Here is a 22761-nt window from a genome sequence, read left to right on the forward strand (position 1 = left end):
GCCACGGCCTTCGGCCCCGGGCCACGGCGGCATGGACTGGCACGAGATGGTGATGGCGCTTGGAGCGACGGAACTATCCATCGCCCCCGCAGTCGAACGGCCTTCGCTGGAGACCTCAACGCATAACAGCCCGGCCCACACTCCATCGTTGCCGATGGAGCCACTGCCTGAACAGGCAAAGGTGAAACTGTCATGCAATGTCCCGCCTGCCGAGATGCCACGCTCATCATCTCCGAGCGCCAGAACATAGAGATCGACTACTGCCCCCAATGCCGCGGAGTCTGGCTGGACCGCGGAGAGCTGGACAAGCTCATCGAGCGCTCCGCCGCCCAGGCACCCTCCGTGCCCGCCTCGCCAGCAGCCTATGAACGCCCGCAGGAACGGCGCGCGGGCTCTGACGGATCCCATGACCGGCGCGAGCACTCCAGCCACGATGGCTACCGCCGCAAGAAGCGCGAAGGCTTTCTCTCCGATCTTTTCGACTTCTAGCACCAGGGCAAGTCCGCTGCGCCGGCATCGGGACATGGCAGCCGCGCCCCACTATGATTCGGCTTTCAGTTCCTTGTCCCCATGCCCCGCGCCCGCACACCCAAGCCCGCTCCTGCCGCAGAGAACACGGCCCCGTCCAGCACTGCAGCGCCGGGGCCGTCCATCGACGCCTCCTTCCTGCACACCCTCGTGGGCTACAACGCCCGGCGTGCCTCGCTGTCCATCATCGAAGTGTTCGTGGAGCGCATGGCCACCCACGATCTCAAGATGGTGGAGTTCTCCGTGCTGTCCCTGGTGTCCCACAACCCCGGCATCACCTCGCGCCAGCTGTGCGCGGCGCTGGATGTGATGCCGCCCAACCTGGTGGGCCTGATCGCAGCGCTGGAGCGCCGCAAGCTGATCGAGCGGCGCACCCACCCCACCGACCGCCGCGCCGTGGGCGTGCACCTGACGCCGGCCGGCGCCGAGCTCACGGCCCGGGCGGAAAGAACGGCGGCGGAATTGGAAATGGATGCCACCTACCGCCTGACCGACGCCGAGCGCAGGACGCTGATCCAGCTGCTGCAGAAGATCTACAACTGAGCGCGCTCAGTCCGCCTTCTCCGCTGCCGGCTGCTCCAGCCCCAGCAGCCGCACCGCGTTGCCCTTGAGGATGCCGGGCATCACCTCGGGCTTGAAGCCGGCTTCCTGGAAATCCTTCATCCAGCGCTCGGGCGTGATCAGCGGATAGTCGCTGCCGAAGAGCACGCGGTCCTTGAGCAGGGTGTTGGCGTACTGCACCAGCTGCCGGGGAAAGTACTTGGGGCTCCAGCCCGACAGATCGATCCAGACATTGGGCTTGTGCAGGGCCACGGACAGGGCCTCGTCCTGCCAGGGAAAGCTGGGGTGGGCCATCACGATCTGCATGTCGGGGAAGTCGATGGCCACATCGTCCAGGTGCATGGGATTGCTGTAGGCCAGGCGCAGGCCGCCGCCGCAGCGCATGCCGCTGCCAATGCCGCTGTGGCCCGTGTGGAAGATGGCCGGCAGTTGGTACTCGGCCACCACCTCGTAGATCGGCCAGGCCATGCGGTCGTAGGGATGGAAGCCCTGCACCGTGGGGTGGAACTTGAAGCCCCTGACGCCCTCTTCCTCGATCAGCCGCCGCGCCTCGCGCGCACCCATGCGGCCCTTGTGCGGATCGATGCTGGCGAAGGCCACCATCATGTCGCTGTTGGCCCGCGCAGCCTCGGCGATCTCCTCGTTGGGAATGCGGCGCCGGCCCAGCTGCGACTCGCTGTCCACCGTGAACATCACCAGGCCCAGGTTGCGCTCACGGTAGTAAGCCACAGTCTCGGCGATGGTCGGACGCCGGCCGTTGCCGAAGTACTTGTCGGCGGCGCGGTCGTACTCCTCGCCGTAGTTGTCGAACGGGTTCCAGCAGCTCACCTCGGCATGCGTGTGGATGTCGATGGCAATGAGTTTTTCGTGGTCCATGTCTGTCTCCTGTGCGGCCTGCTGCCTGCCCCGGCATCAAGGGGAAGTCCCAATAAGAAATTCGCAAAGGCCGCTTGAATTGGTTATTAAATATAACCAAAATCGCGGCCATCAGAAAGCGATGCGGATGCGGGCAACGGCTGCCACGCAACGGTTTCGCGCTGAGGCTTCACACCACCTTCCGAGGAGACAGACATGGACAGAAAGATCCACAAGACCCGTTCCCGCGCCTTGCCGGCCACGCTGGCCGCCGCCCTTCCCGCCCTGCTGCTGGCCGCCTGCGGCGGCTCGAACGACGGCATTGCCCAACTGGCCGAGGCCCGCCCGGCAAGCCTGCTGTCGTGCAACGACCTGGCGGCCAAGATCTCGTTTCCCAACACCCGCATCACCGCCGCCGAGACCGTGGCCGCCGGCACGCTGACGGTGGCAGGCAAGCCCATTGCCGAGCACTGCCGCGTGACCGGCCGCATGCACGAGCGCGTCAGCACCGTCGACGGCCAGAGCTACGCCGTGGGCTTCGAGATGCGCCTGCCGCGCGACTGGAACGGGCGCTTTTTCTACCAGGCCAACGGCGGCCTGGACGGCAGCGTGAGCACGGCCGTGGGCGCACTGGGCGGCGGGCCGCTGGGCAATGCGCTGCAGATGGGCTTTGCCGTGCTCAGCTCCGATGCGGGGCATGCAGGCAGCCTGGGCCCCTTCTTCGGCCTGGACCCGCAGGCGCGGCTGGACTACGGCTACCAGGCCGTGGGCAAGCTCACGCCCATGGCGCGCAGCGCGCTGCAGACGGCCTATGGCAAGGGCCCGGACCGCTCCTACCTGGGCGGCTGCTCCAACGGCGGGCGCCACGCCATGGTGGCGGCCTCGCGCTATGCAGACCAGTACGACGGCATCATTGCCGGCAACCCCGGCACGCGCCTGCCGCTGGCGGCCATTGCCAACATTGCCGGTGCCCAGGGCTATGCGAAGCTGGCCACCACGACACAGGATCTGGGCACAGGCTTCACCCAGGCCGAGCGCCGCCTGGTCAGCCAGGCCGTGCTGGCCCGATGCGATGCGCTGGACGGCGCCACCGACGGCATGGTGCAGGCCGGCGCAGCCTGCCAGGCGAGCTTCGACCTGGCGCGCGACGTGCCCACCTGCGGCGGCGCGCGCGACGGCAGCTGCCTCAGCGCCGAGCAAAAGAGCACCATTGCCGGCCTGTTCAAGGGCGCCACCACCAGCGGCGGCAGCCGCATCTACAGCAGCTTCCCGTATGACGCGGGGCTGGATACGGCCGGCTGGGCCGGCTGGAAATTCTCCAACTCGCTGAACCTGGACACCGGCGCCGTGGGCCTGGTCTGGCAGGCGCCACCCGAGAGCCCGGCCAGCTTCAACGGCCCGCAGTTCGCGCTGACAGGCAGCGTGGACAGCATGCTGGCCAAGGTCCAGGCCACGACGGCGCTGTACACCGAAAGCGCGCTGTCCTTCATGCTCCCGCCCGACTACGGCAAGCTGCCCGTGCTGCGCAACCGGGGCGCCAAGCTCATGGTCTACCACGGCACGGCCGATCCCATCTTCTCCAGCGACGACACCGTGCAGTGGTACGACACGCTGCGCCGCAACCATGGCGATGCAGCCGACTTCGCCCGCCTGTACCTGGTGCCCGGCATGAACCACTGCAGCGGCGGCCCGGCCACCGAGCAGTTCGACATGCTCAGCTCCCTCGTGGCCTGGGTGGAGAAAGGCCAGGCGCCAGACCGCGTGATCGCCAGTGCGCGCGGCGCAGGCAATGCGGGCGGCGCCAACGCCGACCTGCCCGCCACCTGGTCGCCCACGCGCACCCGGCCGCTGTGCCCCCATCCGCTGGCCGCCCACTACAACGGCAGCGGCGACATGGAAAGCGCTGCCAGCTTCAGCTGCCGCTGACCGTGCCGTGACGGCGGGCGGCGCCTGAACGGTCTCCTGAACGGCCCGCCCCTCCGCCCTCATCCACCCCTTGTCCGCAGTCCCGCCCCCGGCGGGGCCGGGCCCCGCTGCGCCTGAAAAAAAGGCGCGCGGACACCCACGCCAAGACGGCAACGATTTATCAAACCAGAGGAGACATCACCATGCAAAAAACCCCATCCCCGCTGACCCTGGCGGCCGCCGCCGTGCTGGCCCTGGCCGGCTCCAGCACCAGCTTCGGCGCCTTCGCGCAAGGCACCTCCAGCGTCACGCTCTACGGCATCGTCGATGTGGGCGTGGAGCACCTGAACAACGTGGCGGCAGGCGGCGGTCTCAGCCGCATGCCATCGACCACCAGCCTGGTGCCCTCGCGCTGGGGCCTGCGCGGCAGCGAGGACCTGGGCGGCGGCCTCAAGGCCATCTACACGCTGGAGTCGGGCTTTGCGCCCGACCAGGGCACCTTCAACCAGGGCGGGCGCGGCTTTGGGCGCCAAAGCTGGGTGGGACTGGGCGGCAACTGGGGCAGCCTGACCATGGGCCGCCAGAACTCCATGCTGTTCTGGTCGCTGCTGGACTCGGACATCATCGGCCCGGCCGTCTTCGCCATGGGCTCGCTCGATGCCTACATCCCCAACTCGCGCGCTGACAACATGCTGGCCTGGCGCGGCAACTTCGGCGGCCTGGCACTGGGCGCGGGCTACAGCTTCGGGCGCGATGCCGTCAACGCAGGCCCCAGCCCGGCAGGCACCAACTGCCCGGGCGAGAGCGGATCGGACACGCAGGCCTGCCGCCAGTGGTCGCTGTACGCCAAGTACGACACGCCCGTCTGGGGCCTGGCGCTGGGCTACGAGCAGCAAAACGGCCGCACGCCGGCCTCGTCCACCGACCCGGTGTTCGGCGGCATGACCTCCAGCGCCAAGCATGACGAGCGCCTGCACCTGGGCGGCTACTTCAAGCTGGCCGGCGTGAAGGTCGGCGGCGGCCTGCTGCGCCGCGACAACGATGGCGATGCCGTCAAGCCGCGCAGCAACCTCTGGTATGTGGGCGCCTCGTACCCGGTCACCGAGGCGCTGGTGCTCGAAACCCAGTGGCTGACGCTGCGCTACCGCGGCGTCTCGGGCTACGACTCCGACCTGCTGGTGGCACGCGCCATCTACAACCTGTCCAAGCGCACGGCGGTCTACACCCAGCTCGGCCACATCCGCAACGACCGCCTGGCCACCGTCTCGGTCAGCGGCGGCGCCCCGGGCAGCAACACCGCGCCGGGCCGCTCGCAGACCGGCATCAACGTCGGCATCCGCCACATGTTCTGAGCCTGTTCTTTCCAGCTTTTCCTTTCTTCGATTTCACCAGGAGACATCCATGCAGATGCATCGCCGTCATTTCGTCCAGGCCCTGGGCAGCGCCGCCGCCCTGGGGTCGCTGTCGCCACTGCAGGCCCTGGCCCAGGCGCTGGACCAGGTCAAGATCATGTACGGCTTTCCGGCAGGCAGCTCGGGCGACAGCGTGGCCCGCCGCGTGGCCGAGCGGCTGGGCGGCACGCCCTACAGCAAAGGGCCGGGCTTTGTGGAAAACAAGCCCGGCGCCGGTGGCCGCATCGCGGTGGAGGCCCTGAAGAACGCCCCGCCCAACGGCTCGGTGCTGGCGCTGGCGCCCGTGTCGGCCTTCTCGGTCTACCCGCACATCTACCCCAAGCTGACCTACAAGCCCGAGGACGCGATCCCCGTCTCCATCGGCGCCGTCATCTACCACGGCCTGGCCGTGGGGCCTGCCGTGCCGGCCGAGGTCAAGACCCTCAAGGACTTCCTGGCCTGGGCCAAGGCCCACCCCGACCGGGCCAACTTCGGCTCGCCGGGCGCGGGCTCCATGCCGCACCTGCTGGGCGCGCTGCTGAGCCTGCGCTCGGGGGTGGAACTCAAGCACGCGCCCTATCGCGGCACCGTGCCCAGCATCACCGACCTGGTGGGCGGCCAGGTCGCGGCCACCATGAACCCCAGCGGCGACTACCTGCAGTACCTGAAGGCGGGCCGCCTGCGCGTGCTGGCCACCTCGGGCAGGCAGCGCTCGCCCTTCCTGCCCGACGTGCCCACCTTCACCGAACTGGGCTTCCCCGATGTCACGGTGGAGGAATGGTTCGGCTTCTACGCGCCCGCCAAGACCCCGGCCACCACCATTGCCAACGCCAACGCGGCCATCACGGCCGCGCTCAAGGACAAGGCCGTGATCGACGGGCTGGCCGCCCTGGGCCTGCTGGCGCGCGGCAGCACGCAGCAGGAAATGGCGGCCGACCAGCAGGCCGAGTTCGAGCGCTGGAGTTCGCTGGTCAAGCAGATCGGGTTCACGGGCGAGTCCTGATCAGTCGGCGGCAGGCCCATTCCCCTTCACGGGATAAGGCCACACTCATGCAACAAATAATGTTGCATGAAACAGAACAGCCAATTCTCGGACGTCCTCCATGTGCTGCTGCATATGGCCGAGGGCGATGGACCTGCCACCTCCGACATGCTCGCCGCCGCGCTGCAGACCAACCCGGTCGTGCTGCGCCGGTTGATGTCGGGCCTGCGCGATGCAGGCCTTGTCACCTCCGCCAAGGGCCATGGCGGGGGCTGGGTGCTTTCTTGCGAACTGGACCGCACCACGCTGCGCGACGTGCACGAGGCCCTGGGCGCGCCCGGCCTGGTGGCGCTGGGCTTCAGGGAGGACCGGCCCGAATGCCTGGTCGCCCAGGCCGTGAACGAAGCCCTGAGCAACGCGGTGCAGCAGGCCGAGGCCGCCCTGCTTGCACGCCTGGGCACGGTGACGCTGGCTGCCCTGTCCCATGACTTCCACGCCCGCCTGGCCCGCCATCGCGCAGCAGGCGGCCAGGGTTGGCACCAACTGCAGGAGCACTCCCATGAAACACGTTGATTTCGCCGTCATCGGCGGCAGCTATGCCGGCCTGTCCGCCGCGCTGCAACTGGCGCGTGCGCGCCGCCAGGTGCTGGTGGTCGATGCCGGGCTGCGGCGCAACCGCTTCGTGGACCAGGCCGGCGAGACATCGCACGGCTTTCTCACCCAGGATGGCGTGGCCCCCGCCCAGATCGCCGCCCAGGCCCGGCAGCAGCTGATGGCCTACCCCACCGTGCAGTGGCTGAACGGCACGGCCGAGGACGCCCGCGTGGCGCCCGATGGCCGGCTGGAGTTCCGTGCAGCGGGCACGGCCATCAGCGCCGCCCGCCTCGTCCTGGCGCCGGGCGTGCATGACAGCCTGCCGCCCGTGCCGGGACTGGCCGAGCGCTGGGGCCGCAGCGTCTTTCACTGCCCGTACTGCCACGGCTACGAGATGAATGCGGGGCGCATCGGCATCATCGCCAGCTCGGCCCTGGCCCATCACCACGCCGTCATGCTGCCCGACTGGGGCCAGACCACGCTGCTGCTCAACGGCGCCTACACGCCCGGCGCCGAAGAACTTTCCACCCTTGCGCGCCGGGGCACCCAGGTGGAGGCCACGCCCATCGCCCGCCTGGAAGGCCGGGCCGACGTGGTGCTGCAAGACGGCCGCCGCCTGGTGATGGATGGCCTGTTCACCCAGCCGCGCACCCGCATCGCCAGCCCCGTGGCCGAACAGCTGGGCTGCACCCTGGAAGAGGGCCCCATGGGTCCCTTCATCAAGGTCGCGGAAGGCCAGGCCACCAGCGTCCCCAACGTGTTCGCCTGTGGCGACGCGGCCCGCGCGGCCGGCAACGTGGCCATGGCGGTGAGCGATGGCGCCATGGCGGGCATTGGCGCGCACCGGTCGATGATGGGGTGGTGATGGGGTGGTGATGAGGTGGTGATGGGGGGCGGGCCTTGGGCCCGTGCATGGACGCAGATCAACTGCCCGCCGGACGATGCGTGGATACAACAACTTCCCATGCTAACTAAATCCGTAAATATAATTAAGACTGATTCTCATTGACATCTACAACATCAAGAGTCCAGTCCATGCACACCACCAACGGCCGCGCGCTGCGGTTCAACTCCATTGTTCTGGCCATGCTGGCCGCCGGCGCCGGGTCCACGGCGATCGCACAGGATGCAGCGCAGGCGCCGACCGCACCGACGCCGACGCTGTCGCAGATCGACGTGCGCGACAAGTACGAGCGCGAGGACCTGCCCACGCTGGCACCGGGGCGCAAGGCCGCCAAGGGTGCACGCCTGGGCATTCTGGGCGCCACCTCCATCGTGGACGCGCCGGTGCATGTCAACGCCTACACCCGCGAGCTGGCCGAGGACTGGTCCGCCCTGTCGCTGCAGGATGTGCTGGAAAACGATGCGGCCGTGGTCTTCACCACCAACAAGGGACACCTGCTGCAGAACTTCAACCTGCGCGGCCTGGATGTGACCGCCATGGACATCGCCACCAACGGCCTGTACGGCGTGGCGCCGGCCAATTCGGTGCCCATCGAGATGTTCGAGCGCGTGGAGGTGATGCGCGGCCCCAACGTGCTGCTGTCCGGCATGCCGCCGCTGGCCAGCGTGGCCGGCTCCGTCAACATGGTCACCAAGCGCGCGCTGGCCCAGCCCATGGCCGACCTGACGGCCACCTACGTCTCGGACTCCTACCTGCAGATGCATGCCGACGTGGGCAGGCGCTTCGGCCCCGAGCAGCGGCTGGGCCTGCGCTTCAACGGCGTCTACGGCTCGGGCGACATGGGCGCCAAGGATGAGAGCCAGAAGCGCCGCGTGGGCGCCCTGGGCCTGGACTACCTGGGCGACAGGGCCCGCTTCTCGCTGGACCTGTACAACAGCATCACCAAGATCGACGGCGGCAGCCCGGGCATGTTCAGCTTCCTGGGCAGCGCGGCCATCCCCGGCGTGGGCCGGCTGCTGGCACCGCCCAGCGGCGACGTGAACATGTTCCGCGGCACCCACGGCCAGTACGACAACAGCGGCCTGCTGGCGCGTGCCGAAGTGGACTTCACGCAGAACTGGCAGGGCTATTTCGCCTTCGGCGCCTCCGAGGCGCAGGGCAAGGGCCTGCTGTTCGGCACCCGCGCCATCGTCACGGGCCTGGACGGCACCACGCGCGGCGCCATCTACAACGTGCACACCGAATCCGAGCGCCGCACGGCCGAGGCCGGCGTCATCGGCAAGCTGAGCACGGGCAGCGTGCAGCACCGGCTGCAACTGTCGTTCAACATCCTCAAGCACAAGGAAGGCACCTACAACACGGCCTGCAACTACTGCTACACCACCAACATGTACGAGCCGACGACGCCCACCTTCCCGGGCGCGCCGCAGTGGAAGGGCTACACCACCGAGAACGAATTCCGCTCGCTGGCCCTGGCCGACGTGATGAGCTTCGCCAACGACAAGGTGCTGCTGACGCTGGGCGCACGCCACCAGACGGTGAAGACGCCGCTGGTCAACGGCGTGTCGTCCAACTACAGCAAGAGCCGCGTCTCGCCCATGGCCGGCCTGGTCGTGCGGCCCTGGGGCGACAACGTCTCGCTGTACGCCAACTACACCGAAGGCCTGGAGCCCGGCCGCACCGTGGGCGCGGGCTTTGCCAACACCGGCGAGACCCTGGCGCCCATGCAGACCAAGCAGGGCGAGGTGGGCGTGAAGCTGCAGGCGGGCCAGACCACGCACACGCTGAGCGCCTTCCGCATCGAAAAGCCGTCCATCATCACCAACAGCGGCAATGCCCAGGTGCTCGATGGCGAGCAGCGCCTCAAGGGCCTGGAGTGGAGCGCCTTCGGCAAGCTCACGCAGACGCTGTCGCTGCTGGGTGGGGTGGAGTACATCAAGTCGCGCCAGATCAACTCCGGCCGTGAGAACTACGGCGTGCCCAAGCTGCGCGCGCGCATCGGCATCGACTGGGAAACGCCCGTGCAGGGCCTGTCGGTCGGCGGCCGCGTGCTGTACACCGGCTCGCAGTGGGTGGACTCCGGCAACAAGCTGCGCGCCCCGGCCTGGAACCGCTTCGACCTGATGGCCAAGTACGAGACCAGGTTCGGCGCCACGCCCGTGCGCTTCAATGCCAGCGTGGAGAACGTGACGGACAAGAACTACTGGATCGGCATGTTCACCGACGGCTTCGTCATGCCCGGCGCACCGCGCACCTTCCGGCTGTCGGCCACCGTGTCGTTCTGACCGCCTGACGCACTGCGCGGGCCACCCGGCGGGGCGCATGTGTCCTGCCGGGTCTTTTGCTTCCCACGATCGAATTTCCATGCCGCTCTTCACCGTCGCCGGCCTGCTTGCCACCTCGCTGGCCTGCCTGTGCATCTACGCCGCCTCGCCCAACCAGCGGCTATGGGCGGCCGCCTGGCCGCGCCGGCCTGCCCTCCTGGCTGGGGGCGGCCTGCTCGCAGCGGGCTGGCTGGCATTCGCCCAGGACATGCGGACGCTGGCCGCCACGTTCACCTGGCTCACCCTGCTGATGCTGGCCTTCGCCCTGTTGCCCTATATCGGAGCGCTGTTCCATGGCCGACGCACACCCTGAGGCCCGCCCGCGCAAGCCGGCCCCCATCCGGCCGGACTGGATCTCCAAGACCCTGGCCGGCCTGCTGCTGGGCCCGGGCCTGGCGATCAGTGCCAGTGGCCTGCTGGCCGCCCTGCTGCACGGCATGCCGCTGGCGGTGAGCGGGCAGCTGGTCATGTGGCTGGTGCCGCCGGTCTGGCTGCTGGTGCAGTCCCTGGTGTATTTCTTTTCCAGCGGCCTGCGCGCCTGGGCCTGGCTGGGCGGCGCCAACGCGCTGGCCCTGGCCGCCTGGTGGCTGGTGCGCGCGGCAATGCACAGCAGCGCAGGAGGCCTGTCATGAGAGCCGACTACATCCGCATCTACAAATCCGTACACACCTGGACGGGCATCCTCAGCGGCATGGCCTTGTTCATCGCCTTCTACGCGGGTGCGCTGACGGTGTTCAAGGAACCCATCCGGCGATGGTCCACGCCGCCTGCCGCCGTGGTGCAGGCCGTGCCCATGGACGAGGTGCAGCCGCTGATCGCCCGGACGCTGGCCAGCACGCCGGCGGCCGCGCGCGGCGCCATCGTGCAGCTGCAGGGCGACAACGCCATACCGCGCCTGCAATGGCAGGTGCGCGATCCCAAGGCCGACGACCATGACGAAAGCGCCGTACGCCACTACACGGCCCAGCTGTCGGCCGACGGCAGCGTGCAGATCAGCGAGCAGCGTCCGTCCCGCCTGGTGGAGTTCATCGACGTGCTGCACCGCGTGGTCGGCCTGCCCGTGGACTCGGACCCCAACCGTTGGATCATGGGCGCGATCTCGGTCCTGTACTTCCTGGCCCTGGTGTCGGGCGTGGTGATCCTGCTGCCCTCGCTGGTCAAGGACTTCTTCGCCCTGCGCGTGGGCAGGAACCTCAAGCGCATGTGGCTGGACGCGCACAACGTGGTGGGCATCGTCAGCCTGCCCTTTCACATCGTCATGGCCCTGAGCGCCGTGGTCTTCGCCTACCACGACCAGATCTTCGACGTGCAGGACAGGCTGATCCACGAAGGCCAATGGGCCCAGACCTTTGCTCGCCCCTCGGGCAAGGCCCCGGACGCGCCGGCACGCAATCCGGCCGACATGCTCAAACCCTCGCAGCTGGTGGAGATCGTCAAGGCCGCCGCGCCCGGCTTCGAGCCCGAAAGACTGCAGTACGCCCAGGTCACCGGCCCCAAGCCCACCGTGCGCGTCTGGGGCAGGAATCCCCAGGCCGTATCACCGCGCGCCGTGGGCGGCTTTGCCATGCTCGATCCGTACAGCGGCAAGCTGATCTCGGCCGACTACCTGTCAGGCGGGCAGAGCACGCCCAACCTGTTCATCAGCAGCTTCTTCGCGCTGCACATGGCCTCCTTCGGCGGACTCGCGGTCTGGTGGCTGTACTTCCTGCTGGGCCTGGCGGGCGCGTGGCTGTTCTACGGCGGCAATCTGCTGTGGGTGGAGACGCGGCGCAAGGCCCAGCGCAAGGGCGCAGACTTGCCCGTGCAGCGGCGCGACACGGCCCTCATGGCCTCGGCCACCGTCGGCGTCTGCCTGGGCTGCGTGGCCGGTATTTCCGCCACCATTGCCGCCGCCAAGTGGCTGCCGGGCCGCGTCGATGACCTGGCCGCATGGCACATGGGCATCTACTACGCCGTGTTCTTCACCAGCATGGCCTGGGCCTTCGTGCGCGGCGCGGCACGCGCGGCCCCGGCCTTGCTGTGGCTGGCCGCCGCCTGCACGGCCGCGATCGCGCTGTCATCGCTGCTGGGCTGGCTGGCGCCAGGCACCGGCGCGTGGGTGGACACCTCGCTGATCGGCCTGGACCTGACGGCCGTGGCCGGCGTGCTGGCCCTGGCCTGGATGGCGCGTGCCACGGCACGGCGCACGCGCAGCGGCCCGCGGGACAGTGTGTGGTCCGCGCCGCGCGACAGGCCGGCGCATCAGGACACCAAGGACTCACCGGCACCGGCCAGCTGACCTGGCCGGCACGCCATGGGAGTGCGCAGGTGGGCCGGTTGCCTGGTGGGCCGGCCCATCCCCGCTGCTGGGTCTATCCGAAAATGGCGCCGCCCGCATCCAGCGAGGGCGGCCGCAGAAGATCGGCATTGACGCCCATGGCCTCGCTGGCCCGCTCCACGGCCTGCCAAAGAGGGGCGGGCATCTGCAGTATTTCTTCGGGGGAGTTCGCGCGGGCAATCCAGTCGCTGATCTCAACGTGCTGCTCGGGGGTGAGCAGGTCCAGGTTCAGCATTTCGTCAATGGTCTTCATCGGGTGTCGGTCTGTCGCTCTTGTGCGGGAGATATGCGGGAGAGGTGCGGGAGATGTGTGGGCGAGGTGCGGAAAGGAAAACGCCCGTGCATTGTCAGCGGTCCGCGGCAGGCAATCGCTGCAGCAGGGCATCGCGTGCGCGCAAGCCGGCATTGGGCTTTTGCGCCTGCTCATCCTGGATCAGCGTGGCGAACACCAGCCTGCGCTGGTCCTTGGTTGCCCAGCCCACATACCAGCCGTAGGCCCGGCTGGCATCGTAGCGGTTGTCGCTGCCGGGCGACCCGGTGCCGGTCTTGCCATGCACGGTCCAGCCGTCCACAGGCACGGGGTGCCGGGTGATGCGCGCAGTCATGTCGATGGCCTGACTGCTCACAGACAGTTCCCGGCGCACGATCTTGCGCATGAAGGCCACCTGCTCGGCCGCCGAGATGCGCAGCGAGGACACCACCCACGCGCCGTTGTGGCCGGGATGGGCCACGGCAACGGCGGAGACATCCTCGTTGCCGTACTGGAAGGCCCTCACGTAGGTGCCAAACCGCTGCTGGCCCAGCTCCCGCGCCACCTGCTGCGAGTACCAGAACACCGAGTCCTTCATCCAAGCCTGGGGCGTGATCTCGCGCCGCCAGGCATCGCCGCCCCAGTCCGGATACTCCGGTTGGTACGGCCACGCGGGCCGGGATTCGTCCTGCAGGATGCCGGCGTCATAGCCCATCAGGCTGATGGCGATCTTGAAGGTGGAGGCCGGCGTGACCCGCTCGGCGCAGGCCGGGCCGCTGTGCACCAGGGACTGGCCCGTGTCGGCGTCGGCGACGAGGGTGCACAGTTCGTGCGCGCAAGCGGGAAGGCAAAAAAATGCTGCCACGACCGTGGCAGCGGACCCAGGAAATCCAAGCATGTGCTGTGTACTGTGTGCTGTCTGATGCAGTGTTAGTGTCTGGCGCGCGATCATAGATGCGCGCGCAGCCTTCGCAACGCCCATGCAGCAACATCCCCACAGCGTCCTCGGCGGCCGCGTCAGGAACGCGCCGAGGGCAAGGGCTTCAGGCTTTGAGGCCCTGAGGGCCGGTCAGCCGGCCTCCGCCTCCTGCAGCTGCCGCCACATCACCTTGCCGCTGCCGCTCTTGGGCAGGGCCTTGACGAACTGCACGATCTTGGGCGCCTTGTAGACGGCCATGTTCTCGCGGCACCACTGGATGATGTCCTCGGCCGTGGTGTCTTCCTTGCCGGCACGCAGCACGACGACCGCCTTCACCGACTCGCCGCGGTAGGCGTCGCGCGTGGAGATCACGCAGGCTTCCTGGATGGCGGGGTGGCGGAACATCAGCGATTCGACCTCGGCCGGCCAGACCTTGAAGCCGCTGGCGTTGATCATGCGCTTGAGGCGGTCGGTGATGAAGTAGTAGCCGTCCTCGTCCACGTGGCCCAGGTCGCCGGTGCGAAAGAACCGCTTGCCATCGATCTCCATGAAGACCTGGGCCGTGGCGTCGGGCCGCTTCCAGTAGCCGTCGAAGACCTCGGGGCCGTGGACGACGATTTCGCCCTGCTCGCCCTGTGGGACATCGGCGCCGGTTTCTGGGTCGATGACACGCGCCTCGGTGCTCATGAAGGGAATGCCCAGGCATTGCTGCTTGGGATGCTCGAACGGGTTGCTGTGCGTGGGCGCGGCCGTCTCGGTCAGGCCATAGCCCTCGCTGAAGCGCAGGCCGTATTGCTCCAGCAGGCGCTGGGCCACGGCCTGTGGCATGGCCGCACCACCGCCGCCTATGTACTTGAGGCTGGTGAGGTCGAACTGCGCAAAGTTGGGGCTGCCCAGCAGGTCGATGACCATGGTGGGGATGTTGGTCCAGCTGGTGACCTGGTAGCGAGAGATCAGCCGCCCCGCCAGCTCGCGGTCCCAGCGCGGCATGACGACCAGGGTGGCGCCCACGAAGATGGCCGTGTGCAGCACCGAGACCATGCCCGTGATGTGGAACATGGGCACGACGGCCAGGACCACGGTCTCGCTGGTGCCGCTGCCCCAGTAGCTGCCCGCCACGGCGTTGTGGTTGATGGAGCGGTGCGGGTGCATGCAGCCCTTGGGGTGGCCCGTGGTGCCGCTGGTGTAGGGCAGCACGGCCATGTCGTCGCGGCCCACCACATGGGGCGGCGCAGCGTCGGTACAGGCCAGGGCCTGCTGCCAGGTGTGGACGCTGCCGCCATCGAGCACGGCCGGCTCACGCCGGGTGAGCAGCCAGTCGTGCCACTGCACGGGCGGGGCATCGTCGCCCTGCACCCCGGCATCGAAGGCGTCCGTGAACTGGGTGACGACCAGGTGCTCCAGCCGCTGGCCGGGCGCCAGCGCATTGCTGGCCTTGGCCAGTTCGGGGGCCAGGTCGGCCGTGGTGATGGCGACCTTGGCGTCGGCGTCGGTGATGTAGTGCCTGAGCTCCTCGGCCATGTTCATGGGATTGACCGGCACCACCACCGCATTGGCGCGGAAGATGGCGTAGTGCGCCAGGATGAGCTGAGGCGTGTTCTGCATCAGCAGGATCACGCGGTCGCCGCGCTGCACGCCCAGGCTGTGCAGGTAGGCCGCCATGCGCTCCGTGCCCTCGCACAGCTCGCGGTAGCTGATGGAGCTGCCGAAGTAGCGGATGGCTGCCTTGTCCGGGTAGCGTCGCGCATTGACGGCCAGGTTGTCCCAGACGCTGGTGGCGGGCACGGTGATGGAATGGGGCAGGCGGCTGGGCCAGAAAGCGTGGTGCGCGGGCTGGGAGGGCATGGGTGGATGGGCTTTGAAGTGTCGGTGAGTGGAAGGGACGGCGGCAATCCGCCTTGCCAGCGAGGCTAGGCCCACACCCGCTTCCCGGCATTGGGGAAGGCCCCAGGAGATCGTCGCCAAAGTGACGCTTGAGCGCCCATGGCATACCGCTGGCACCGCAACTCGCCTTGTGCTTTCGCAAGCCGGCCACGGGCACGCCACACGTACGCCGCAGGTACGATGGCGCCATGCCCTCCACGCCCCACATGCCCACCACGCCCCACCTGTCCCGCCTGCAGCTGTCGCTGCGCGATCTGCTGGCCCGCCACCGCAGCGCGGCCCTGGCCACCCAGCCCGCCGACTCCCCTGCCCCCGGGGCTGGCGATGCACTGCCCGCTCCCCGGCTGTCCATGGTGCCCTGGGCCTGGAATGCGCAGTTTGGCTGCTTTGTGCTGCACGTCAGCGCACTGGCAGCGCACACGCGGGCCATGGAGCTGCACCCGGCCGTCAGCCTGCTGGTGTGCGCGGCCGAAGTGGACGGCGAGGGCGTGCATGCACTGGAGCGCGTGGCCATAGAAGGCGTGGCCAGCACACCGCCGCCCGGCAGCGTGCTGGCCGATGGCGCGCGCGACAGCTATGTGCTGCGCTTCCCCGAAGCCGCGTTCATGACCGATCTGGGCGACTTCCGCTTTGTCTGCATCACGCCATCCATCGCCCGGCACGTGGCGGGCTTTGGCGCGGCGCGCGATGTGTCGGCCCATGACCTGATCGAAGCACTGAACACCCAGCCCAGCTGACTCACGCGCCCCGCACGTGGGCCGCGATCAGGGCGCCCGCCGCATCGCCCTGCCCCGCCACGCAGGCGCGCACATGGTCTTCCCACATCTGGCCCTGCTGCTCCACCTGGGCATGGACAAAGCGCTGCAGCATGCGCCGGGGATCATCGCAGCGCTCATAGGCATACGGGTCGCCGCGCGTGCACAGCGCCTTGAACTGCAGCCAGGCGGCCTGCCGCGTCACGGGCATGCCCTGCAGGCGCTGCCACTGGTGCAGCAACTCATGGGCAAAGATGCCTGCGATCTGCGGATGCGACAGGCGCAGCGGCTGGCGCGGATCGGACTGCGTGAAGAAGGCGCGCGGCATGAAGATGCGCCCGCCATTCATGGACAGCGCCCTGCGCGTATCGCCCAGCCGCCGCTGGTACAGGCGCAGGCGCGGCAGCAGCGCATCGAGCGAGGCGCCGAAATGCGTGCGCACAAAGGCCTGCTCCTGCGCATCCAGTGGCCGGCTCCAGAAGACCATGCTCAGCCGCCTGGCCCCTGCCGATAGCGCCGCGCCATGAAATCCACAAACGCGCGCACGGCCGGGCGCAGATGCCGCGTGCGCGGATACAGCGCGTGGTAGCTGTACTGCCCCAGATGAAAACAGGGCAGCACCCGCACCAGCTGGCCGCGCTCCACGGCCGAGCGCACGGTATGCCAGGTCAGCGCCGCAATGCCCCGGCCTGCGCGTGCGGCCTCGAAGATGGTGGCCACCGAATCGGTGCGCAGCGCCGTGTGCGGCTGCACCTCGGTCACGGCGCCCTGCCCGGACACCACGCTCCAGCGCAATGGGGCCGGGCCCGCCGCAAAGGCCAGGGCGCGGTGCTCGGCCAATTGCCCGGGCGCCTGCACCACGCCCTGGCGCATCAGGTAGGCGGGCGACGCCACCAGCACCAGCGGCGAATGCGTGAGCAGCCGCGCCTGCAGCCCGCTGTCCGGCAATTGCCGGCTGATGCGCACGGCCGCATCCACGCCCTCGGCCACCAGGTCCACCAGCCGGTCGGTGCACAGCAGCTGCAGCTCCAGCTCGGGGAATTGCTGCTCGAACTCGGGCAGCCAGTCGCCCAGCTCGATGGCGCCCACGGCCAGCGGCAGCGTGATGCGCAGCACGCCTGCCACGCGTGCGCGGCGCACGGCCAGCGCGGCCTCGGCCGCATCGAGCTGCTCCAGCAACTGCACGCAGCTCTGGTAGTAGCTGCGCCCCGCATCGGTCAGGCTCAGCCCGCGCGAATTGCGCTGCAGCAGCTGCGTGCCCAGTTCCGACTCCAGCCATTTGACATGGCGCGACGCCGTGGAATGCGTCATGCCCAGCCGATCCTGGGCCGCCGTGAAACCCTGCGCGTCCACCACGCCGCAGAACACCCGCATGGCTTGCCATCTGTCCATTGCTCATGCACTCCTTTGGCGGGGATTGTGGAGCATGGACCGCCGATGCCGCCCAGCCCGCTCAGCGCAGCGCCAGCTCCAGAATGCCGTCCGTGGACAGCACATCGCCAAACACATCCTCGATCTCGGCCAGCGCGGCACGGTGCAGGCTGTCGGCGTCCACGGATTCGCCGTTGCTGCGCGTGATGGCACGTGTGGCCACGGCATCGCTGGCCACGACGACCTCGAAGCCCAGCGGCGCGGCATCGCGTGCGGCGCCGGCCACGCAGGCGTGGGTCATGAGGCCGCAGATGACCACGGTGGTGATGCCACGCGAGCGCAGCTGGTCGGCCAGGTCGGTGCCGACGAAGGCGCTGACGCTGCGCTTTTGCACCACGGTGTCGCCCGCGCGCGGCTGCAGGCCGGGGTGGAACTGGGCGGTGCTGCCATTGACGGCGAACACGGGCGCACCTTCAGGGGCAATGTGCTGGATGTGGAACACGGCAACCTGCCCGGCATCGGCCCATTGCAACAGGCGCCGGGCCTGCTCCAGGACCTGCGGGCCGCGCGGGATGGGCAGGCGGCCGCTGAAGTACTCGTTCTGGAAGTCGATGACCAGCAGCGCCGTGGCACCCCGTGGCAACTGGCTGCGCCCCGGCGCGCCGGACAGGGCGCGGAGGGTGGGATGGCTGGTGGATTGGATGGCCTGGCTGGCCTGTTCTGCGAGGGACATGCAGTGCTCCTGAAAACGGGAAGTGGTTGATGCCTGCAGTCTAGAAACGCACAGGGTCCACCGCAACGCCATGGAGCGGCCAGCATCTGTGCAGGTTCTGCACAGATCACCCATGCTTTGAAAAATGCCCCATCTCAGTGATGGCGCATACGGCCTTGCATCGCTCCAACCCGCCGCGTGCCGGGAAGGTGGCGATGCCGCATTGAAACATGGCCTGCGGCCCTCCCGCTCAAGAAAGGGCCGCAGGCCGGCACGGCGCTAGTTCTGCAGCTGCTGCCAGACCTTGTCCAGCCGCTTGATGCTGACCGGGTACGGCGTGCGCAGCTCCTGGGCGAAGAAGCTCACGCGCAGCTCCTCCAGCATCCAGCGGTACTCCTGCATGCGCGCATCGATGTGGCCCTTGCGCTCGGCCACCAGGCGCCAGTAGCGCTGCTCCAGCGGGCGCAGCTCGGTCAGGCGGCCGGCGTCGCGTGCCGGGTCGGCGCGGTACTTGTCCAGGCGGCTGGTGATGGCCTTGAGGTAGCGCGCATAGTGCTGCAGCTGGGTCCAGGGCGCGGCCGCGATGAAGTTCTTGGGCACCAGGCGCTGCAGTTGCTGGGCGGCGTCGGCCGTGGCGTCAGGCGCGTTCTTGGTGTCCTTGATCTTGCGTTGCGCCGCCGCGTACTCGACCAGGATGGTGGAGGCCATGCGCGCCACCTCGTTGGCGATCAGCGTCAGCCGGCCGCGTCCGTCCTGCACGCGCTGCTTGAACTGCGCGTCGTTGGTGGGCAGCGGCTCCTGCAGGAAGGCGCGGTCTATGGCCACGTCGATGATCTGCTCGCGCAGTTCCTCCTGCGTGCCCAGCGGCATGTAGGCAACGGCCATCTTCTGCAGGTCTGGAATGTTCTTTTCCAGGTACTTGAGCGCATCGCGGATCTGCAGCGCGAACAGGCGGCGCAGGCCCACGCGGTGGCGTGCGGCCGCGACCTCGGGCTCGTCGAAGACCTCGATGCCGACGGCATCGCCGTGGTCGATCAGTGCTGGAAAGCCGATCAGCGTCTGCCCGCCCCGGCCGATCTCCATCAGCTCGGGCAGCTCGCCAAAGCTCCATTCCTTGTAGCGGCTGTCGGCGGGCTGGCTGGGCTTGGCATTCCTGGCAGGCGTGGCCTGGTCGGGCTTTTCCGCCTTGGCAGCGGGCGCAGGCTTCCTGCCGGTTTCGGGTGCGGTGGCAGCGTTGGCAGCGGGTGCAGGGGCCTCCGTGACCGACGCCACCTTCAACGCAGCCAGCGCCTGGAAGGCGCCGCGCGCCTTGGCGCCCAGTTCGGCCTTGAGCGCGCCCAGGTTGCGGCCCTGGCCCAGCTGGCGTCCATGCTCGTCCGTGATGCGGAAGTTCATGAACAGGTGCGGGCTGAGCATGTCCAGCTTGAAGTCGGCGCGCTTGACGTCCAGCGAGGTCTCGTCGCGCACCTGCTTGAGCAGGGCATCGATGAGCGATCCCTGGCCCCAGCGTTCGGGCGTGGTGAAGAGTTCGGCCAGGCGCTGGGCGCTTTCGGGCAGGGGCACGAAGCGGCTGCGCGGGCGCTGCGGCAGGCTCTTGAGCAGGGCCTGGAGCTTGTCCTTGAGCATGCCGGGCACCAGCCATTCCACGCGCTCGTCGCTGACCTGGTTGAGCACGAACAGCGGCACGGTGACGGTGATGCCGTCGCGCGCGTCGCCGGGGCTGTGCAGGTAGCTGGCCGTGCAGTCCACGCCGCCGAGCTTGACCACCTTGGGAAAGGCCTGGGTGGTGATGCCGGCCGCCTCGTGGCGCATCAGTTCGTCGCGCGACAGGCGCAGCAGATCGGCGTTTTCCTTGGCCGCCTCGCGGAACCAATGGTCGAAGGTGGCGCCGCTGAACACGTCCTTGGGGATCTGCTGGTCGTAGAAGGCGTAGATCAGCTCGTCATCGACCAGCACGTCCTGGCGGCGGCTCTTGTGCTCCAGCTCCTCGACCTTGCGCACCAGCTTGAGGTTGGCGGGCAGGAAGTGCCAGCGCGTATCCCATTGCCCCTCCACCAGGGCCTGGCGGATGAAGATCTCGCGCGCGGACTGCGGATCGATGCGGCCATAGCTCATGCGGCGGCCGTTGTAGACCACCAGGCCGTAGAGCGTGGCGCGCTCCAGCGCCACCACGTCGGCCTGGTTCTTGGACCAGTGCGGATCGAGCAGCTGCTTCTTGAGCAGGTGGGCGCCGACTTCCTCCAGCCACTGCGGATCGATGGCGGCGATGCCCCGGCCGTACAGGCGCGAGGTTTCCACCAGCTCGGCCGCAACGATCCAGCGCCCCGGCTTCTTGGACAGGTGGGCGCCCGGGTGCGGGTAGAAGCGGATGCCGCGCGCGCCCAGGTAGGCATCGCTTTCATCGCCCTTGTAGCCCAGGTTGCCCAGCAGGCCGGACAGCATGGACAGGTGTACGGCGTCGTAGCCCGCAGGCTCGGTGTTGATCTTCCACTTGTGCTCGTTGACCACGGTCAGCAGCTGCGAGTGGATGTCGCGCCATTCCCGCACGCGGCGGATGTTGATGAAGTTCTGGCGTAGCAGCTGCTCCCACTGGCGGTTGCTGAGCTTGTGCGAGGGCTCGTCATCCGTGCCGGGACCGGTGTCCTGCGGATGGAAGGCCGCCAGCGCCTCGGCCGCCGGGGCGGCCACGCTCTGCCCGCCGCTGCGCTGGGCCACGGGCAGGAAAGCGGCATTGCGCGCCGATGGCTTGGCGGCCGGCGCCTGGGCCGTGGCCATTTCCTTGCGGCTCTTGGCCACCACCTTGCCGCCGCGCGCATCCTGCAGCCATTTCCACAGGCGCAGGTAGCCGCTGAATTCGCTTTTCTCGTCGTCGAACTTGGCGTGCTGCTGGTCGGCCTGCTGCTGGGCCTCCAGCGGCCGGTCGCGCACGTCCTGCACGGACAGGGCGGAGGCGATGACCAGCACCTCGGCCACGGCGCCGCGCGTGCGCGCCTCCAAAATCATGCGGCCCACGCGCGGGTCCAGCGGCAGGCGCGACAGCTCGCGGCCCATGGGCAGCAGCTCGCCGCGCTCGTCCACGGCGCCCAGCTCGCCCAGCAGCTGGTAGCCGTCGGCAATGGCGCGGCCCGAGGGCGATTCGAGGAAGGGGAAATTCACCACGTCGCCCAGGCCCAGCGACTTCATGCGCAGGATGACGCCGGCCAGCGAGGAGCGCAGGATTTCAGGGTCGGTGAAGCGCGCGCGCGTGCCGAAGTCGGCCTCGTCGTACAGGCGGATGCAGATACCGTTGGCCACTCGGCCGCAACGGCCCGCGCGCTGGTTGGCCGCTGCCTGGCTGATGGGCTCGACCAGCAGCTGCTCGACCTTGCTGCGGAAGGAATAGCGCTTGACGCGCGCCGTGCCCGCATCGATCACATAGCGGATGCCGGGCACGGTCAGCGAGGTCTCGGCCACGTTGGTGGCCAGCACGATGCGCCGGCCCGTGTGGCTGTCGAAGATGCGGTCCTGCTCGGCCTGCGACAGGCGCGAGAACAGCGGCAGCACCTCGGCATGGCGCAGCACGGGCTGCTGTGCCAGGTGCTTGCGCAGGTGGTCGGCGGCCTCGCGGATCTCGCGCTCGCCGGGCAGGAACACCAGGATGTCGCCGCTGACGCCGCCGGACCACAGCTCGTCCACGCCTTCGGCGATGGCGTCGTTGAGGTCGTGGTCGCGCTTTTCCTCGAAGGGGCGCCAGCGCATCTCCACGGGGTAGGTGCGGCCCGAGACCATGATCACCGGCGCAGGCCCCTTGGGGCCTTCGAAGTGCCTGGAGAACCGCTCGGCATCGATGGTGGCCGATGTCACCACCACCTTGAGGTCGGGGCGCCGGGGCAGGATCTGCTTGATGTAGCCCAGCAGGAAGTCGATGTTGAGGCTGCGCTCGTGGGCCTCGTCGATGATGAGGGTGTCGTAGGCCTTGAGCAGCGGATCGGTCTGCGTCTCGGCCAGCAGGATGCCGTCCGTCATCAGCTTGACCGAGGCGTCCTTGGACAGCCGGTCCTGGAAGCGCACCTTGTAGCCCACCACATCGCCCAGCGGCGTGTTCAGCTCCTCGGCAATGCGCTTGGCCACCGAGCTGGCGGCAATGCGGCGCGGCTGCGTGTGGCCGATCAGGTGGCCGCGCACCTGGCCCTTGTCGTCGGGCGTGGCGTTGACCTTGCCCCGGCCCAGCGCCAGCGCGATCTTGGGCAGCTGCGTGGTCTTGCCCGAGCCCGTCTCGCCGCACACGATGATGACCTGGTGCCGGTCCATGGCCTCCATGATTTCCTCACGGCGGGCGGATACGGGCAGGGATTCAGGGAAGCTGATCTTCAAAGGCATAAGGGGCTGGATTATCCCCGCGCCATGCCGGCGGCGCCACGCGGCTGCAGATTTCCATACGCCTGCCCTGTGCCGCCCGCATGAAAACCCCCGCAGGCCAGGGCCTTCGCCAGTGCGGGCCGGCCGCATGCAAGGCATTGCGCACAATCG

At 68.6% G+C, this 22761-nt stretch carries 20 protein-coding genes; 12 read left to right on the forward strand and 8 right to left on the reverse strand.

Translation table 11 applies throughout. The features are described from left to right. Positions 1 to 192: 192 nt before the first annotated feature. Positions 193 to 489 (forward strand): TFIIB-type zinc ribbon-containing protein, encoded by a 297-nt coding sequence (locus A4F85_RS03815; protein WP_063325710.1) that lies wholly within the window; start codon positions 193 to 195, stop codon positions 487 to 489. A gap of 81 nt (positions 490 to 570) precedes the next feature. Beyond that, positions 571 to 1071, forward strand: a complete 501-nt coding sequence (locus tag A4F85_RS03820) for a MarR family winged helix-turn-helix transcriptional regulator (RefSeq protein ID WP_013801754.1) — start codon at positions 571 to 573, stop codon at positions 1069 to 1071. Between the two features lie 6 nt (positions 1072 to 1077). On the opposite strand, the gene A4F85_RS03825 is transcribed toward A4F85_RS03820, so the two are convergent. Then, complete coding sequence (locus A4F85_RS03825; RefSeq protein ID WP_013801753.1) at positions 1078 to 1965, reverse strand: 4-hydroxyphenyl-beta-ketoacyl-CoA hydrolase; 888 nt, start codon at positions 1963 to 1965, stop codon at positions 1078 to 1080. Between the two features lie 195 nt (positions 1966 to 2160). Between A4F85_RS03825 and A4F85_RS03830 the strand changes: the two genes are divergently transcribed. The 9 genes from A4F85_RS03830 (at position 2161) to A4F85_RS03870 (ending at position 12322) form a co-directional block, all read left to right on the forward strand. Next, entirely contained in the window at positions 2161 to 3870 is a 1710-nt protein-coding gene (locus tag A4F85_RS03830; RefSeq protein ID WP_063325711.1) for a tannase/feruloyl esterase family alpha/beta hydrolase, read from the forward strand. Between the two features lie 182 nt (positions 3871 to 4052). Next, positions 4053 to 5201 carry a porin gene (locus A4F85_RS03835; protein WP_013801751.1) on the forward strand — a complete coding sequence of 383 codons (1149 nt, stop codon included), beginning with the start codon at positions 4053 to 4055 and terminating at the stop codon, positions 5199 to 5201. Between the two features lie 49 nt (positions 5202 to 5250). Continuing rightward, positions 5251 to 6243, forward strand: coding sequence for a tripartite tricarboxylate transporter substrate-binding protein (locus A4F85_RS03840; protein ID WP_063325712.1), 993 nt, complete (start codon positions 5251 to 5253; stop codon positions 6241 to 6243). A 66-nt stretch (positions 6244 to 6309) separates the two neighbouring features. Further along, positions 6310 to 6795, forward strand: a complete 486-nt coding sequence (locus A4F85_RS03845) for an Rrf2 family transcriptional regulator (RefSeq protein ID WP_063325713.1) — start codon at positions 6310 to 6312, stop codon at positions 6793 to 6795. Further along, entirely contained in the window at positions 6782 to 7681 is a 900-nt protein-coding gene (locus A4F85_RS03850; protein WP_063325714.1) for an NAD(P)/FAD-dependent oxidoreductase, read from the forward strand. Before A4F85_RS03845 ends, A4F85_RS03850 begins: the two co-directional genes overlap by 14 nt. A gap of 170 nt (positions 7682 to 7851) precedes the next feature. Then, positions 7852 to 10005: a TonB-dependent receptor gene (locus A4F85_RS03855; protein WP_063325715.1), complete on the forward strand. Its 2154-nt coding sequence runs from the start codon at positions 7852 to 7854 to the stop codon at positions 10003 to 10005. Positions 10006 to 10084: 79 nt separating this feature from the next. After that, positions 10085 to 10357 (forward strand): hypothetical protein, encoded by a 273-nt coding sequence (locus A4F85_RS30260; RefSeq protein ID WP_063325716.1) that lies wholly within the window; start codon positions 10085 to 10087, stop codon positions 10355 to 10357. Then, a complete protein-coding gene (locus A4F85_RS03865; protein ID WP_013801745.1) occupies positions 10338 to 10676 on the forward strand; it encodes a hypothetical protein in 339 nt (112 codons plus the stop codon). The genes A4F85_RS30260 and A4F85_RS03865 overlap by 20 nt, the downstream gene beginning before the upstream one ends. After that, positions 10673 to 12322 carry a PepSY-associated TM helix domain-containing protein gene (locus A4F85_RS03870; RefSeq protein ID WP_063325717.1) on the forward strand — a complete coding sequence of 550 codons (1650 nt, stop codon included), beginning with the start codon at positions 10673 to 10675 and terminating at the stop codon, positions 12320 to 12322. The genes A4F85_RS03865 and A4F85_RS03870 overlap by 4 nt, the downstream gene beginning before the upstream one ends. Positions 12323 to 12395: 73 nt before the next feature. Here the strand turns inward: A4F85_RS03870 and A4F85_RS03875 are convergent, their stop codons facing one another. The 3 genes from A4F85_RS03875 to A4F85_RS03885 form a co-directional block, all read right to left on the reverse strand. Beyond that, positions 12396 to 12614, reverse strand: a complete 219-nt coding sequence (locus tag A4F85_RS03875; protein WP_013801743.1) for a hypothetical protein — start codon at positions 12612 to 12614, stop codon at positions 12396 to 12398. A gap of 94 nt (positions 12615 to 12708) precedes the next feature. Beyond that, positions 12709 to 13509 (reverse strand): class D beta-lactamase, encoded by an 801-nt coding sequence (gene blaOXA, locus A4F85_RS03880; protein WP_063325718.1) that lies wholly within the window; start codon positions 13507 to 13509, stop codon positions 12709 to 12711. Positions 13510 to 13680: 171 nt separating this feature from the next. After that, positions 13681 to 15375, reverse strand: coding sequence for a long-chain fatty acid--CoA ligase (locus A4F85_RS03885; RefSeq protein ID WP_063325719.1), 1695 nt, complete (start codon positions 15373 to 15375; stop codon positions 13681 to 13683). 227 nt (positions 15376 to 15602) lie between these two features. On the opposite strand from A4F85_RS03885, the gene A4F85_RS03890 reads away from it, so the two are divergent. Further along, positions 15603 to 16151: a pyridoxamine 5'-phosphate oxidase family protein gene (locus A4F85_RS03890; RefSeq protein WP_063325957.1), complete on the forward strand. Its 549-nt coding sequence runs from the start codon at positions 15603 to 15605 to the stop codon at positions 16149 to 16151. 1 nt (position 16152) lies between these two features. Here the strand turns inward: A4F85_RS03890 and A4F85_RS03895 are convergent, their stop codons facing one another. The 4 genes from A4F85_RS03895 to hrpA form a co-directional block, all read right to left on the reverse strand. Continuing rightward, a complete protein-coding gene (locus A4F85_RS03895) occupies positions 16153 to 16656 on the reverse strand; it encodes a hypothetical protein (RefSeq protein WP_012206346.1) in 504 nt (167 codons plus the stop codon). A 2-nt stretch (positions 16657 to 16658) separates the two neighbouring features. Continuing rightward, the gene (locus A4F85_RS03900) at positions 16659 to 17561 is read right to left on the reverse strand and encodes a LysR family transcriptional regulator (protein WP_034395467.1); all 903 of its coding nucleotides are present in this window, start codon (positions 17559 to 17561) and stop codon (positions 16659 to 16661) included. Positions 17562 to 17622: 61 nt separating this feature from the next. After that, positions 17623 to 18273 (reverse strand): cysteine hydrolase family protein, encoded by a 651-nt coding sequence (locus A4F85_RS03905; RefSeq protein WP_063325720.1) that lies wholly within the window; start codon positions 18271 to 18273, stop codon positions 17623 to 17625. Between the two features lie 258 nt (positions 18274 to 18531). Further along, a complete protein-coding gene (gene hrpA, locus A4F85_RS03910; RefSeq protein ID WP_063325721.1) occupies positions 18532 to 22611 on the reverse strand; it encodes an ATP-dependent RNA helicase HrpA in 4080 nt (1359 codons plus the stop codon). Positions 22612 to 22761: the final 150 nt, after the last annotated feature.

The organism is Delftia sp. GW456-R20, assembly GCF_001622915.1.
GTDB classification, from domain to species: Bacteria; Pseudomonadota; Gammaproteobacteria; order Burkholderiales; family Burkholderiaceae_C; genus Comamonas; species Comamonas acidovorans.

Bases quoted from the DNA above. Each gene is read 5' to 3' on its own strand.
- A4F85_RS03815 (WP_063325710.1), top strand. From the start codon at position 193: ATGCAATGTCCCGCCTGCCGAGATGCCACGCTCATCATCTCCGAGCGC.
- A4F85_RS03820 (WP_013801754.1), top strand. From the start codon at position 571: ATGCCCCGCGCCCGCACACCCAAGCCCGCTCCTGCCGCAGAGAACACG.
- A4F85_RS03825 (WP_013801753.1), bottom strand. From the start codon at position 1,965: ATGGACCACGAAAAACTCATTGCCATCGACATCCACACGCATGCCGAG.
- A4F85_RS03830 (WP_063325711.1), top strand. From the start codon at position 2,161: ATGGACAGAAAGATCCACAAGACCCGTTCCCGCGCCTTGCCGGCCACG.
- A4F85_RS03835 (WP_013801751.1), top strand. From the start codon at position 4,053: ATGCAAAAAACCCCATCCCCGCTGACCCTGGCGGCCGCCGCCGTGCTG.
- A4F85_RS03840 (WP_063325712.1), top strand. From the start codon at position 5,251: ATGCAGATGCATCGCCGTCATTTCGTCCAGGCCCTGGGCAGCGCCGCC.
- A4F85_RS03845 (WP_063325713.1), top strand. From the start codon at position 6,310: ATGAAACAGAACAGCCAATTCTCGGACGTCCTCCATGTGCTGCTGCAT.
- A4F85_RS03850 (WP_063325714.1), top strand. From the start codon at position 6,782: ATGAAACACGTTGATTTCGCCGTCATCGGCGGCAGCTATGCCGGCCTG.
- A4F85_RS03855 (WP_063325715.1), top strand. From the start codon at position 7,852: ATGCACACCACCAACGGCCGCGCGCTGCGGTTCAACTCCATTGTTCTG.
- A4F85_RS30260 (WP_063325716.1), top strand. From the start codon at position 10,085: ATGCCGCTCTTCACCGTCGCCGGCCTGCTTGCCACCTCGCTGGCCTGC.
- A4F85_RS03865 (WP_013801745.1), top strand. From the start codon at position 10,338: ATGGCCGACGCACACCCTGAGGCCCGCCCGCGCAAGCCGGCCCCCATC.
- A4F85_RS03870 (WP_063325717.1), top strand. From the start codon at position 10,673: ATGAGAGCCGACTACATCCGCATCTACAAATCCGTACACACCTGGACG.
- A4F85_RS03875 (WP_013801743.1), bottom strand. From the start codon at position 12,614: ATGAAGACCATTGACGAAATGCTGAACCTGGACCTGCTCACCCCCGAG.
- blaOXA (WP_063325718.1), bottom strand. From the start codon at position 13,509: ATGCTTGGATTTCCTGGGTCCGCTGCCACGGTCGTGGCAGCATTTTTT.
- A4F85_RS03885 (WP_063325719.1), bottom strand. From the start codon at position 15,375: ATGCCCTCCCAGCCCGCGCACCACGCTTTCTGGCCCAGCCGCCTGCCC.
- A4F85_RS03890 (WP_063325957.1), top strand. From the start codon at position 15,603: ATGCCCTCCACGCCCCACATGCCCACCACGCCCCACCTGTCCCGCCTG.
- A4F85_RS03895 (WP_012206346.1), bottom strand. From the start codon at position 16,656: ATGGTCTTCTGGAGCCGGCCACTGGATGCGCAGGAGCAGGCCTTTGTG.
- A4F85_RS03900 (WP_034395467.1), bottom strand. From the start codon at position 17,561: ATGGACAGATGGCAAGCCATGCGGGTGTTCTGCGGCGTGGTGGACGCG.
- A4F85_RS03905 (WP_063325720.1), bottom strand. From the start codon at position 18,273: ATGTCCCTCGCAGAACAGGCCAGCCAGGCCATCCAATCCACCAGCCAT.
- hrpA (WP_063325721.1), bottom strand. From the start codon at position 22,611: ATGCCTTTGAAGATCAGCTTCCCTGAATCCCTGCCCGTATCCGCCCGC.